The organism is Mesorhizobium ventifaucium, from assembly GCF_935822925.1.
Taxonomy (GTDB): Bacteria; Pseudomonadota; Alphaproteobacteria; order Rhizobiales; family Rhizobiaceae; genus Mesorhizobium; species Mesorhizobium ventifaucium.
This window is the reverse complement of record NZ_CAKXZS010000037.1, coordinates 21,499-34,142: the sequence shown is the minus strand read 5'-3', so window position 1 is coordinate 34,142 and position 12,644 is coordinate 21,499. Positions and strand designations below refer to the sequence as shown.

Genomic DNA, 12,644 nt, shown 5'->3' with positions numbered 1-12,644 from the left:
GTCAATCCGGCCGGCTGATCATGCCGAACAATGCGGGGGCGCCGCGACTGGCCGCCTGCGGTCGCTGGCTGCGGGACAATCGCAGATGGACGCGAAGCAGATCGGCTGCAACCTCGAACTGCCGGCTTTCCAGTTGGTCGAGTATGGTCAGGTGCTCGCGCAGCGATTGCTTCAGCCGGAAGACGTTGACGCCTGCATAGGTCCCCGGCAGCCGGCGCAGCCTGAGATGATCGGACAGCGCGTCGGTGACGAAGCGGTTGGCGGCGCCGTCGGCGACTAGGCCGTGAAAGTCGATGTCCAGCCGCTGGAACTCTCTGATATCGAACGCGGCGTCGGGCAGCGCCAGCAGCGCCTCCATGCCCTGGCGCAAGGCTGCCGCGCGGGTCCCGTCCAGCCGAAAGCCGGGCGCCAGAATGGCGGCGGGTTCCAGCATCAGGCGGAACTCATAGCTTTCCCCTTGTGCCTCTGGATCGTCAGGCGCGCGCCTGAACAGCCAGGCCTGTCCCGGTGCGCGGTCCAGAAGATTTTCATCTGTCAGTTTCTTTAGCGCTTTTAGTACCGTCTTTCGCTCAGCACCATAGCGCCGCACCAGCGCGCCGATGGTCACCGTCTGATCCAGCCGGCGCGCCGACCGATCGCGCAGGATCATCTCCGCGAGTTCGTCCTCCTCGGCGCTTGGCAGATCAGTGGCAGCGGACGCCTGGTTGGTGAGGTCAACGGCCAGCCGATAGCCGGATTCAGCTTCCCAGCGCACGACGCCTTTTTCGGTGAGCAGGCGTAGCGCGGCCCGCACCGGAGTCCGCGAAACGTTGCAGAGCGAGGCGATCTGCTGTTCGGGAAGATGGGCGCCGGCCCCGAAGCCGCGCTGCCGGGCCACATCGAGAATGCGCTGCGCGAGATCAAGATGATTGGTGCGCGGGCGTCTGGCAACGGCTTGCATGGCGTTTCTCGTGAACGGGCTCGACCGCTGCGGTTTGAACCGATTGCCCTTGCGGGCGCGATCGGCTGGATTTCGCGGCGATTTTCCAAATTATGGATTGACGTACTTTTTTCTGCAATAGTACTGTGTGTTCAATCGGCAATAAAAAGACCGGGGAACAGGATCGAAGCGCGTCGCAAGCGCTGGTCCGATGATTGAATTCGACGATCAACCAGAATGGGAGTCTGTCATGACCGCCACCACCCTGCGGCACCGTTCGTTAAAAACTTCCGCGATCGCTCTTGGCCTCGCCATCGCGCTGTCGGCGCCGGCGGCCGCCGCCGACCTCGTCATTTCCAACTGGGACGGCTACATGGCGCCGGATGCCATGGCCGCCTTCAAAGCAGCGACCGGCGTTTCCGGCGAGGTTGTCGTTCACGCCACCAACGAGGAGATCATGGGCAAGCTCGTCGCTTCGGGCGGCAAAGGCTATGACGTGGTCTTTGTCTCCTCGCCCTTCGCCGAAGTGCTGAACAAGCTCGGCCTGATCGAGACGATCGACCACGCCAAGGTCCCCAACCTCGCCAATCTTTATCCCGAGGCGGCCAAGCTGCCCCACGACGTCGGCAACAATTTTTCCGTGCCTTACACCTGGGGCACGACCGGCCTCTGCTACCGCTCGGACCTGGTCAAGACCGAGCCGGCCAGCTGGAACGATCTTCTCGCCCCGTCCGATGCGCTCAAGGGCAAGACCACAATGCTGGCAACCGACCGCTGGCTGCTTGCCGCCGGGCAGCTCGCCAAGGGCTATTCGGTCAACGAGACCGATCCGGCCAAGCTCGCCGAGGTCAAGGACCTGCTGATCTCGGCCAAGAAGACCTTGCTCGCCTATGACGACACCACCTTCTATTCGAAGCTTATCTCGGGCGAGGCGTTGATGGTGCAGGCATGGGATGGCTGGTGCAACTATGGCATCGCCGAGAATCCGCAGATTAAGTACACCATACCCAAGGAAGGCTCGGACCTGTGGGTCGACACGATGGTGGTGATGAAGGCATCGGCCAACAAGGACGCCGCCTTCCAGTTCATCAACTTCATGCTGGACGCCAAGAACCACGCCTGGGCGGCCCAGAACATCGACTACAAGGTGCCGAACAAGCCGGCTATGGAAAGCCTGCCTGCGGATTTCCTCGCCAAGTTCCCAAATATGAGCATGCCGGTGGCCGAACTGGTCAAGTTCGAGCAGTTGCGCGACGTCGGCGATGCCCAGCGCGACTATTCGAAGATCGTCAGCGAGATCAAGGCGGCGCAGTAACTGCGTGGCGTTTCGGTTCCGGGAAGCAAGCTTGCGTTCCTTCGCGCCCCCCTCTGGCCTGCCGGCCATCTCCCCCTCAAGGGGGGAGATTGGCTGGTTTTCAGCCTTTCGCCAATCGGCAACGTCTTGGGTTGACGTACAGCCAGCGAAGCTGCCGATCTCCCCCCTTGAGGGGGAGATGGCCGGCAAGCCAGAGGGGGGTACTCCTCAATGAGATCGTTCGTCCCCTCCCGCTCCTCCTTGCTGATGGCGCCGGCGCTGGCCTGGCTCACTGCCTTGATGGTGGTGCCATGCGCGCTGGTGCTGGCGCTCGCCTTCTTCCGGCGCGGCATTTATGGCGGCATCGAATACAGCTTTACGCTGGAGAATTTCGGGCTGGTGCTCGACCCGCTCTATGCCAGCATCTTCCTCAATTCGGCGCGCATCGCCGGCGCGGCAACGCTGATCGCGGTGGTGATCGGCTATGCCGCCGCCTATGCGATCGCGGCAGCACCCCGCCGGTGGCAGCCGGTGTTCCTGTTCTTCTCCGTCTTGCCTTTCTGGTCCAATTACCTGATCCGCACCTATGCATGGATCGTGCTGCTCAACCGCGAAGGCCTGATCACCCAGCTCTTGCGTTGGTTCGGCTACACCGGCGAGCCGCCATCGATGCTTTATACCGAAGGCGCCGTCATCGCCGGTCTGGTCTACAATTACCTGCCTTTCGTCATCCTCGCCTGCTACGCGCCGCTGTCGCGGCTCAATCCGGAGCTCGCCGAGGCCTCGCGCGATCTCGGCGCTTCGGCCATGACCACATTTCGCCGGGTTATTCTGCCGCTGACGGTGCCGGGCATCGCCGCCGGGGCAGTGTTCGTCTTCGTGCTGTCGATCGGCAATTTCGTCACGCCGGCACTGCTCGGCGGCGGCCGCTTCCAGATGATCGGCAATCTTGTCTACGACCAGTTCCTGACCGCCAATGACTGGCCCTTCGGCGCAGCACTTGCGATGGCGCTGATCGCCATCATGCTGCTCGTGCTGACGGCGCAGGCCTTGGCCGCCGATCGCGCCGCGGGCCGTGTCGCCGAAGCGAAAGGAGGCGCCGATGACTGAGCGCTCCCCTTTCTTTCCCTTCTCCCCGTTCACGGGGAGAAGGTGCCCCAAAGGGGCGGATGAGGGGCGGCGCAAGCGCCGGCAATGTTGGGCGCTGCCCCTCATCTGCCTGCCGGCATCTTCTCCCCGTGAACGGGGAGAAGGACGCTCGCCGCCCGCTTGCCTCCAGGCCATCGGACGTCAGCCATGACTTCATCTCCAGCCCGCATCTTCGGCCTGCGAACGACACTCGTCCTCGTCTTCGCCTTCCTCTACATTCCGATCGCCGTGGTGGTGGCGCTGTCCTTCAACCAAGGCGGGCTGCCGACCGTGTGGTCGGGCTTTTCGCTGAAATGGTATGCCTCGCTTGCCGGAAACGCCGCGATCCTTTCCGCCGCCCTCAACACGCTGATCGTGGCGCTGGTCTCGACAGCCATCGCCACGCTGCTTGGCACCTTGCTGGCGATCGGCGTCGAAATGCGCCGGCAGTATGGAAGCGGCCTTGAGGCTCTGATCTTTGCGCCGATGATCATTCCCGACATCGTGCTGGCGGTTGCGCTGCTCAGCTTCTTTTCCATGCTCGATTTCACCCTGGGCCTGCACACCATCATCCTCGCCCATGTCGTGTTCAACCTCGCCTTCGTCTGCTCGGTGGTGCGCGCGCGGCTGAAAAGCTTCGACTGGTCGATCGTCGAGGCCTCCGCCGATCTCGGCGCCTCGGCTGTGACCACATTCAGGCGGGTGACATTGCCGGTCATCCTGCCGGCGGTCGTCGCCGGCGCGCTGCTCGCCTTCACCCTTTCGGTCGACGAGTTCATCATCGCGTTCTTCACCGCCGGCGCCGGCCGCGCCTCGACCACGCTGCCGATGCAGATCTATTCGATGATCCGCTTCGGCATCACGCCGGAGATCAATGCATTGTCGACCATGGTCATGGCGGTCTCAATCACCGCGCTGACCCTGTCGCAGCGGCTCAACCGCGGAGTGATCGGCCAATGAGCGCACCCCGCACGCTGCTGGCGATCGACAAGGTGTCGAAGAATTTTGGCCGGGTGACCGCCGTCGACGGCATCTCGCTCGATATCGGAGAGAACGAGTTCTTCGCTTTGCTCGGACCTTCGGGCTGCGGCAAGACCACGCTGCTGCGCATGCTGGCCGGCTTCGAGACGCCCGATGACGGGCGCATCCTGCTCGACGGCCGCGACATCGCCAAAACCCCGCCCAACAGGCGGCCGGTCAACCTGATGTTCCAGTCCTACGCGCTGTTTCCGCATATGAGCGTCCGGGCCAATGTTTCCTACGGCCTCGAAATGGAGCGCTTGCCGGCGAACGAAATCCGCTCCCGCGTCGACGCCATCCTGGCGACGACCGAGCTCGTCGCCTTCGCCGACCGCAAGCCGGACCAATTGTCGGGCGGCCAGAAGCAGCGCGTCGCGCTTGCCCGGGCGCTGGTCAAGCGGCCGCGGCTGCTGCTGCTCGACGAGCCGCTCGGTGCGCTCGACAAGAAATTGCGCGGCGCCATGCAACTGGAGCTGAAGCGCCTGCAGCACGAAGTCGGCATCACCTTCGTCATCGTCACCCATGACCAGGAAGAATCGCTCGTCATGGCCGACCGCATGGCGGTGCTGAGGGACGGCAAGCTGCTGCAATGCGACACGCCGCATGCGGTCTATGAGCGTCCGGCCGACCGTTTCGTCGCCGACTTCATCGGCGTCATGAATTTCGTGCCGGGCAAAGCCGCCGCCGACGGCGTGCTGGCAGCCAATGGTGCGCGGATATCAGGCGCGGTTCCCGCAATACTTTCGCCCGGCGCTGCGGCGGTCGCTTCAGTGCGGCCCGAGCGCATCCGGCTGTTCCCGCCGCCAGAGACGGCCAACCGTGTTGCCGGCATCGTCGAGGCGCTCGCCTATCACGGGCTCGACCTGCAGCTGCATGTCCGCACCGCTCTGTCACAAAAACCCTTCCTGGTGCGCGTCACCGCCGACGCCGCCGACCGCCGCCCGGTCGCGTCGGGCGATGCGGTCGAGCTCGGCTGGGATGCCGCCGACGTCAGAATTTTCGCAAATTGATCGAAGGAGAACCTTTCATGGCGCAGAAGACCATCGCGTTTTTTCCGGAAGCAGCCTACGGCCCGGCGCTCAACTCCGTCGGTATCGCCCAGGCGGTCGAGGCGCGCGGCCACAGAGCGGTGTTCCTGTCGGACCCCGGCTTCGTCGACGTCTACAAGGGGTACGGCTTCGAAGCGCATCCGGTGAACCTGTCCGAGCCGATGCCGCCCGAGCAGATGGCCAAGTTCTGGGAGGACTTCATCAACGGCCATATCCCGAATTTTCGCAAATCGCCCTACGACCAGGTCGACAACTACGTGAAGGACTGCTGGACGGCGATCGTCGACAGCGCCAAATGGGCTGAGAAGGACCTGCCCGGCGTGCTTGCGACGATCAAGCCCGATGTCATCTGCGTCGACAATGTCATCCTGTTCCCGGCGATCAAGCAGTATGGCAAGCCGTGGGTGCGCGTCATCTCCTGCTCGGAAAACGAGATCGAGGACGAGGACATCCCGCCGCATCTGTCCGGCTGCGGCGAGAACGACCACGCCTGCCATCAGCGCTACCGCGACCATTTCAATGCGGTCATCAAGCCGATTCATGACGACTTCAATGCGTTTTTGAAAGCGAACAACGAAGCGCCGTATCCGACCGGCCAGTTCTTCGAGGCCTCGCCCTACCTCAACCTGCTGCTTTATCCCGAGGCGGCAAAGTTCAAGCGCCGCCATCCGCTTGACCCGGCAAAGTTCCAGTATCTGGAAGGCTGCGTGCGGCAGGAGAAGCCTTACACCGTGCCGACCTTCGCGAAAAACAATGACGGGCCGCTGCTCTATGTTTCCTTCGGCAGCCTTGGCGCCGGCGATGTTGACCTGCTGAAGCGCATCATCGCGACGCTGGGCAAGACGCGCTACCGGGCGCTGGTCAATGTCGGCGGCTACAAGGACCAGTACGCGCAGGTGCCCGAAAACGTCATCGTCGAGAGCTGGTTCCCGCAACCTTCGGTCATCCCGCAAGTCGACGCGGTAATCCACCATGGCGGCAACAACTCGTTCACCGAGTGTCTCTACTTCGGCAAGCCAGCGATCATCATGCCCTATGTTTGGGATGGCCACGACAACGCGACCCGGGTCGAGGAAACCGGCCACGGCTTCGGCATGCCGCGCTACGACTGGAACGACGCCGAGCTGATCGCGAAAATTGAAGCTTGCCTCACCGACCCGGCAATCAAGGCCCAGCTGGCGAAGACGTCGGCGCAGATGCAGGCGCAGAACGGCCCGGAGAAGGCGGCGGGGCTGCTGGAGACGTTGCTGTGAGCGCGATGTTCGTTATGCCGAGCCAAGGCACCCCCCTCTGGCCTGCCGGCCATCTCCCCCTCAAGGGGGGAGATCGGCAGTTTCGCCGACGGCTTCTCCCAGTACCCGTTGGTAATTGGCGAAGGCCTAGCGGCAGTCCGATCTCCCCTCTGGAGGGGGAGATGTCCGGCAGGACAGAGGGGGGCGCCGTAGAGCGAAGGCCTCTGGAAAATGAGCGTCGCACCAGCGGAGCCTCCACATGACCTCCTCCGCGCCGCATCTCCGCCAAGCCTCCACCCGCACCGACCTTATCGACTGGGGCGCACAGCCGAATGCGTTGGAAGGCACCTCGCACTCCACCGGCAGGCTGGTCCACAAGGGGCCGAACAACCAGCCGGAATCCGGCATCTGGGTCTGCACGCCCGGCCGCTGGCGGTTGGCGATCCCGCGCGACGAATTGTGCCATTTCGTTGCCGGCCGCGCGACCTACCGATCGGACGACGGCGAGGTGATAGAAGCCTCCGCCGCCACGGTGGTCATGTTCCCGGCCGGCTGGGCGGGCGAATGCACCGTCCACGAGACCATTCGCAACATCTATATGCTGGCCTGAAGCCGGCCATTGGAGCTTCACGACATGCCAACGCCAATCATGAAATCGCCGCTCGCCCTCACAGACCTGGTCGACTGGGGCGTCATCCCCACCATGATCGAGGGAGAATCCCACACCTCCGGCAAATTGCTGCACAAGGGGCCGGAGGGCGGCTCCGAATGCGGGCTGTGGGTCTGCACGCCGGGCAAATGGCACTGCCACGTCACCCGCGACGAATTCTGCCATTTCCTCGAGGGCCGCTGCACCTACGTCCACGAATCCGGCGAGGTGATCGAGATCGAACCGGATACGGCGGCGTTCTTTCCGCAGGACTGGAAGGGCGTCTGCACCGTCCACGAGACCATCAAGAAGGTCTACATGATCCGCTGAGCGGCTTGAAAGGACGACCATGGACTTTTCACCTGACCGGCCGGCCTTCTTCGTCAATCCGGATTATCGGCCGATGACCGGTGCGGCAAAACCGGTGATCGATCCGGCGACGCTGGAAACCGTCGGCGCGATTACCGCAGCCAGCGATGGCGAGGTCGACGCCGTGCTCACCGCTGCGGCCAAGGCGCAACCTGCCTGGAAAAAGCTCGACGCCAAGAGCCGCGCCAGGCATCTGCATGCTGTCGCCAATGCCATCGAGGCGGCCGACTTCACGCGCTGCGCCGAGCTGATGGTGCGCGAGATGGGCAAGCCCTATCCGGAAGCAATCGGCGAGATCGCCAACTGTGCACCGATCTTCCGCTACTACGCCGAAATGGCGCGTGACGACGCCGGCAAGATTGCCGGCACGACGCAGACCGGTTCCTTCCAGTATGCGCGCTATGAGCCTTACGGCACGTCGGTGCACATCATGCCCTACAACTTTCCGATCCTGTTGATGTGCTGGACCGTCGCCGCCTCGCTCGCCGCCGGCAATGCCTGCGTCATCAAGCCGGCCGAGGCGACGACACTGTCGACGCTGGATTACATGACCGTGTTCCGCTCACTGCCGGAGGGCCTGGTTTCCTGCCTGCCGGGTGGTGCGGCTACCGCGCAGACGCTGATCGCTTCGGACCGCACGCATGCGGTCGCCTTCACCGGCTCGGTCGCCGCCGGCAAGGCTGTAGCCGTCGCTTGCGCCGAACGCATGAAGCCTTGCGTTATCGAGGCCGGCGGCAGCGATCCGCTGATCATCAGCCAACACGCCCCGCTGGAGGTGGCGGCGGCCGGCAGCGTCACCGCCGCGTTCCATCTTACGGGCCAGGTCTGCACTTCGGCCGAACGGTTCTTTGTCGTCGATGCCGTTCACGACCGTTTTGTCGAGCTGTTTGCCGAGAAGACACGGGCGCTGCGCATCGGTAAGGGGCTGGACAAGACTGAGATCGGACCGCTGGTCAGCGAGGCGGCGCGGGCGAAAGTCATGCGGCTGGTCGATGATGCGATCCGCAGCGGCGCCAAGGCGGTCACCGGCGGGCGCATTCCACCGGCGCATAATGTCGGCTGGTTCTACGAGCCGACGATCCTGGCCGGCGTCACGCCTGATATGGCGATCGTGCGCGAAGAATGTTTCGGACCGGTCGCCGCGATCTGCCGGGTCAAGGATTTCGATGAGGCGATAGAACTTGCCAACGACAGCCCGTTCGGGCTCGGCGCCTCGGTCTTCACCACCGATCTCGCCGAGGCGCATGAGGCTGCGGAGCGGCTTGAAGCCGGCATGGTCTGGGTCAACAATCCGCTGATCGACAATGACGCGCTGCCGTTCGGCGGCTGGAAGGCATCGGGCCTCGGCCGCGAGCTTGGACGCCAGGGGCTGGATGCCTTCCGCCGCTCCAAGATGGTGATCATCGATCACAAGCCGGCGATTCAGGACTGGTGGTATCCCTATCCCGACAGCTGGTTCCGCGAAGCCGGCGGCCGCAAGCATGTATGAGGTGACACAGGGTCAGCGCTGCCAAGGGCCGCCACTTCAGCGCAGCGCTTTCTGCCCGCCCGCGGCGGTGATGACGCCGACGATGATCAGCCCGGTCAGCAACAGACGGACGCCGGCGCTGACGCCGAACGTGTTGAGCATGGTCAAAAGCAGCACCAGGAACAGGGCCGCGCCCCAGACACCCGGCACGTTGGCCTTGCCGCCTGCCACCGACGTGCCGCCGATGACGACCACGGCGATACAGGCCAGCAGGTACTCATTGCCGATATCGACATTGGCGCCACGGAAATAGCCGGCGAGCAGCGCCCCGTCGAGGCCGCCGAGCGCGCCCGACAGCGTATAGGTGAGGAAACGGATGCGGCCGACATTGACGCCGGCCAGCCACGCTGCGCGGATGTTCTGGCCGATCGCCAGCACCGAACGGCCATAAATCATGCGCTGCAGCGCGATAGCAGCACCGATGGAGAACAGCACGGTGAGGATCGCCAGCACCGGAATACCAAGAATCTGCCAGTTGGTGAAACTGGCGAAGCCCGGCGGCGGCTTGATCTGCAGGCCGCGGCCATAGCTGATGTCGATCGACTGGATGATGAAGCTCGCCGACAGCGTGGCGATGATCGGTGGAATACGCAGCGCCCAGATCAAGAGATAATTGGCGGCGCCGATCGCCATGCCGCAGGCCAGCGCCGCCAGCAGCCCGACGACGATCATTGAATCATTGCCGTCCATCACCTTCATGGCGACGGCGCTGGCGAGGCCGATATTGGCCGGCAGCGACAGGTCGACATTGCCGGGCCCGAGCGTGATGACGAACATCTGGCCGACACCGACGATGACGGTGAAGACGGCGAGCGAAAGTGCTGCCGTGATCATGCCGCCACCGCCATAACCGCCGGTGAAGGCGATCGTTGCAAGCCACACCAGCAGCGCGCCGATGAAGGACCAGATCCAGGGTTTGGCGAGCAGCAATCGCAACGAGGCCATCGCTCACCTCTCCCTGCGGCTGATCAGCACCCGGGCCGCCAGCACGATGATGAGGATGGCGCCATTGGCGGCAACCTGCCAATCGGGCGGGATGTGCATGAAGGTCAGCAGCGGCGAGGCGGCGAGCGCCAATGTCAGTGCGCCGATCACCGCGCCGATCGGCGATATCCGGCCGCCGACGAATTCGCCGCCTCCGAGGATGACGCCGGCGATCGCAAGCAGCGTATAGCCATTGCCGATATTGGCATCGGCCGAGGTGGTGATGCCGATCAGGGCCATGCCGGACAAAACGCCGAACAGGCCAGCCAGTGCGAAAAGCATGACCTTGGTCTTGAGCAGCGACCAGCCGGCACGGCTGAGAGCCGCGGCATTGCCGCCCGAGCCGCGCAGGATCACGCCATAGGAGGTGCGCATCAGCCCGAAATGAACGACCGCCGCGATCAGCAGTGCGGCAATGATCGGGAACGGAATGAAAGGCGGCTTGAAGGCCATGAGCGACAGCAGCCAGTCCGGCGCTTTGCCGCCGGGCTTCGGCAGGATGAGGATGGCCAGACCCTGCCAGACGAAGCTCATGCCGAGCGTCACGACGATCGAAGGCAAATTGCGCAGATAGATCAGCGCGCCGAGCAATGCATAGACGCAAATCGATCCGAGCAGGATCAAGACGCCGACCAGCGGCGCGTCCTTCAGCCAAGTCGCCGTGACGCAGCCGACGAACCCGACGAAGGTGCCGATCGACAGGTCCAGCTCGTTGCCGGCAATGACGAACATCTGCGCGATCGTCGCCAAGGCGATCGGGATCGCCAAATTGAGCATCAGGCTGAAGCCGAAATAGCTGATGGCGCGCGGATTGAGCCAGGCGATCGCCAGCAGCACCAGCACCAGCGACAATGCCGGCAGCAGCCCGCGCAACAGGCGCGCCCGCGCCAGCCTGCCGCGCTCGGAGGAAGCTTTGAGGCCGGTCTCGGCGGGTACTGCCGTCATCTCAGGCCGCGTCGCCGAACGAGGACTGGATGATCTTTTCCTCCGTCAGCTCATCGCGCGTAAGATTAGCGACGATCCGGCCGTTCTTGAAGACATAGACGTTGTGGCAATTGTCGAGCTCTTCGGTTTCCGTGGTGTACCAGAGGAAGGTGCGGCCGCGGCCAGCCTCTTCGCGCAGAAGGTCGTAGACTTCGAGCTTGGTACCGATATCGACGCCGCGCATCGGGTCGTCCATCAGCACGATCTCCGCGTCGGAACCGAGCGCCCGGGCAAACAGGGCCTTCTGCTGGTTGCCGCCGGACAACGAGAAGATGTTGTTGTTCATGTCGGGTGTGCGGATGCCGATTTTCCTTTGCCAAAAGGTTGCGAGTTCGGCTTCGCGTTGCGGCGAGATCAGCAGACGATTGCGCAATCGCTTCAGCGAGCGGATGCCGATGTTTTGCGCAATCGACCATTGCGGAAAAATCCCGTCAGACTGGCGGTCGCCGGCCACCAGTGCTACCGGCGCGGTGACCTCGATGCCGGTTTTGGTGCGCGCGGCGGCGGCGAAGATCGCCAGCAGCAGATCGGTCTGGCCATGGCCGGCAAGCCCGGCAAGGCCGATGATCTCGCCCGCATGAGCGACAAGTTCGTTGCCGTCCTCTTGCCGCGCCGGGCGGGCTCGGACCCGCAACGGGCCGGTCTCCGGCTTCTGAGTCGCGATTTTGGCCGCGATCTTCTCACGCGCTTCCGCTCCTCCCATGGTCGTCACCAGCCGGTCGCGATCGAAAGCCTTCGCCGCATCTGAAGCAACGACGTTGCCGTCGCGCATTACCACGATGCGATCGGCATTCCCGAGCACCTCGCCCAGAACATGCGAGATCAGGATGCAGCTCTTACCCCCGGCGACAAAGCGCCGGACGAAGGCCAGCAACTGGCCGGCCGTATGCGCGTCGAGCGAGGACGTCGGCTCGTCGAGGATCACCAGCTCGAGCGGATCCTGCGTCACCGTGAAGGCACGCGCCACCTCGATCATCTGCCGCCTGCCGATGGAAAGGTCGCTGGCGATGTCGGAGGCGGAGATGCTGTGGCCCGGGAAAATCTCATCGAGCTTGGCCGCGATGAGATCGGCCGCCTTGCGCCGCCAACCGAAGCCGCGCAGCGTCGTGTGGTTGATGCGCGTGTTCTCGGCGACGCTGAGATTCGGGCACAGCGACAGCTCCTGGAACACGCAGCGTATGCCGAGCTGCTGCGCGCGCGGCACCGAATAATTGTCCTCGACATGGCCGCGCACCGCGATCCGCCCGCTGTCGGGCATAAGCGTGCCGGCCACCATATGCATGAGCGTCGACTTTCCAGCGCCATTATGGCCGACGAGGCCGACGCACTCGCCGGCGCCAACGTGGAAATCGACGCCCGCGAGCGCACGGACGGCGCCGAAATGTTTTTCCGCGCCGTCCAGTCTGATGATGTCGATATTGGCGGCGCCGAAATGTTTTTCGGCGCCGTCCAGCCTGATGATCTCTGTACCGGCCTCGGGCATCCCTA

General features: G+C 63.9%; 12 protein-coding genes. 8 read left to right on the top strand and 4 right to left on the bottom strand.

Going from position 1 to position 12,644, the window contains the following annotated elements:
• Position 1 precedes the first annotated feature (1 nt).
• Positions 2-940 carry a GntR family transcriptional regulator gene (locus tag NMG70_RS27530; RefSeq protein ID WP_254027428.1) on the bottom strand — a complete coding sequence of 313 codons (939 nt, stop codon included), beginning with the start codon at positions 938-940 and terminating at the stop codon, positions 2-4.
• A 229-nt stretch (positions 941-1,169) separates the two neighbouring features.
• On the opposite strand from NMG70_RS27530, the gene NMG70_RS27525 reads away from it, so the two are divergent.
• From NMG70_RS27525 to NMG70_RS27490, 8 genes are all read left to right on the top strand, one after another.
• The gene (locus NMG70_RS27525) at positions 1,170-2,234 is read left to right on the top strand and encodes a polyamine ABC transporter substrate-binding protein (protein WP_254027427.1); all 1,065 of its coding nucleotides are present in this window, start codon (positions 1,170-1,172) and stop codon (positions 2,232-2,234) included.
• Between the two features lie 246 nt (positions 2,235-2,480).
• Positions 2,481-3,323 (top strand): ABC transporter permease, encoded by an 843-nt coding sequence (locus tag NMG70_RS27520; RefSeq protein ID WP_254027450.1) that lies wholly within the window; start codon positions 2,481-2,483, stop codon positions 3,321-3,323.
• Between the two features lie 186 nt (positions 3,324-3,509).
• Complete coding sequence (locus NMG70_RS27515; RefSeq protein WP_254027426.1) at positions 3,510-4,301, top strand: ABC transporter permease; 792 nt, start codon at positions 3,510-3,512, stop codon at positions 4,299-4,301.
• A complete protein-coding gene (locus NMG70_RS27510; protein WP_254027425.1) occupies positions 4,298-5,371 on the top strand; it encodes an ABC transporter ATP-binding protein in 1,074 nt (357 codons plus the stop codon). Before NMG70_RS27515 ends, NMG70_RS27510 begins: the two co-directional genes overlap by 4 nt.
• Before the next feature lie 17 nt (positions 5,372-5,388).
• Positions 5,389-6,663: a glycosyltransferase gene (locus NMG70_RS27505; RefSeq protein ID WP_254027424.1), complete on the top strand. Its 1,275-nt coding sequence runs from the start codon at positions 5,389-5,391 to the stop codon at positions 6,661-6,663.
• Between the two features lie 238 nt (positions 6,664-6,901).
• Positions 6,902-7,252, top strand: coding sequence for a cupin domain-containing protein (locus tag NMG70_RS27500; RefSeq protein ID WP_254027423.1), 351 nt, complete (start codon positions 6,902-6,904; stop codon positions 7,250-7,252).
• A 24-nt stretch (positions 7,253-7,276) separates the two neighbouring features.
• A complete protein-coding gene (locus NMG70_RS27495; RefSeq protein WP_254027422.1) occupies positions 7,277-7,621 on the top strand; it encodes a cupin domain-containing protein in 345 nt (114 codons plus the stop codon).
• Between the two features lie 19 nt (positions 7,622-7,640).
• A complete protein-coding gene (locus NMG70_RS27490; RefSeq protein WP_254027421.1) occupies positions 7,641-9,149 on the top strand; it encodes an aldehyde dehydrogenase family protein in 1,509 nt (502 codons plus the stop codon).
• Positions 9,150-9,185: 36 nt separating this feature from the next.
• Here NMG70_RS27490 and NMG70_RS27485 read toward each other — a convergent pair whose 3' ends face one another.
• The 3 genes from NMG70_RS27485 to NMG70_RS27475 are packed head-to-tail and all read right to left on the bottom strand — an operon-like array spanning position 9,186 to position 12,639.
• Positions 9,186-10,133 carry an ABC transporter permease gene (locus NMG70_RS27485; protein ID WP_254027420.1) on the bottom strand — a complete coding sequence of 316 codons (948 nt, stop codon included), beginning with the start codon at positions 10,131-10,133 and terminating at the stop codon, positions 9,186-9,188.
• 3 nt (positions 10,134-10,136) lie between these two features.
• Positions 10,137-11,117: an ABC transporter permease gene (locus NMG70_RS27480; RefSeq protein WP_254027419.1), complete on the bottom strand. Its 981-nt coding sequence runs from the start codon at positions 11,115-11,117 to the stop codon at positions 10,137-10,139.
• A 1-nt stretch (position 11,118) separates the two neighbouring features.
• A complete protein-coding gene (locus tag NMG70_RS27475; protein ID WP_254027418.1) occupies positions 11,119-12,639 on the bottom strand; it encodes an ATP-binding cassette domain-containing protein in 1,521 nt (506 codons plus the stop codon).
• Positions 12,640-12,644: the final 5 nt, after the last annotated feature.

Coding starts and splice junctions, on each gene's coding strand:
- NMG70_RS27520 (WP_254027450.1), top strand. CDS start 2,481: ATGGCGCCGGCGCTGGCCTGGCTCACTGCCTTGATGGTGGTGCCATGC.
- NMG70_RS27515 (WP_254027426.1), top strand. CDS start 3,510: ATGACTTCATCTCCAGCCCGCATCTTCGGCCTGCGAACGACACTCGTC.
- NMG70_RS27530 (WP_254027428.1), bottom strand. CDS start 940: ATGCAAGCCGTTGCCAGACGCCCGCGCACCAATCATCTTGATCTCGCG.
- NMG70_RS27525 (WP_254027427.1), top strand. CDS start 1,170: ATGACCGCCACCACCCTGCGGCACCGTTCGTTAAAAACTTCCGCGATC.
- NMG70_RS27505 (WP_254027424.1), top strand. CDS start 5,389: ATGGCGCAGAAGACCATCGCGTTTTTTCCGGAAGCAGCCTACGGCCCG.
- NMG70_RS27490 (WP_254027421.1), top strand. CDS start 7,641: ATGGACTTTTCACCTGACCGGCCGGCCTTCTTCGTCAATCCGGATTAT.
- NMG70_RS27500 (WP_254027423.1), top strand. CDS start 6,902: ATGACCTCCTCCGCGCCGCATCTCCGCCAAGCCTCCACCCGCACCGAC.
- NMG70_RS27510 (WP_254027425.1), top strand. CDS start 4,298: ATGAGCGCACCCCGCACGCTGCTGGCGATCGACAAGGTGTCGAAGAAT.
- NMG70_RS27495 (WP_254027422.1), top strand. CDS start 7,277: ATGCCAACGCCAATCATGAAATCGCCGCTCGCCCTCACAGACCTGGTC.
- NMG70_RS27480 (WP_254027419.1), bottom strand. CDS start 11,117: ATGACGGCAGTACCCGCCGAGACCGGCCTCAAAGCTTCCTCCGAGCGC.
- NMG70_RS27485 (WP_254027420.1), bottom strand. CDS start 10,133: ATGGCCTCGTTGCGATTGCTGCTCGCCAAACCCTGGATCTGGTCCTTC.
- NMG70_RS27475 (WP_254027418.1), bottom strand. CDS start 12,639: ATGCCCGAGGCCGGTACAGAGATCATCAGGCTGGACGGCGCCGAAAAA.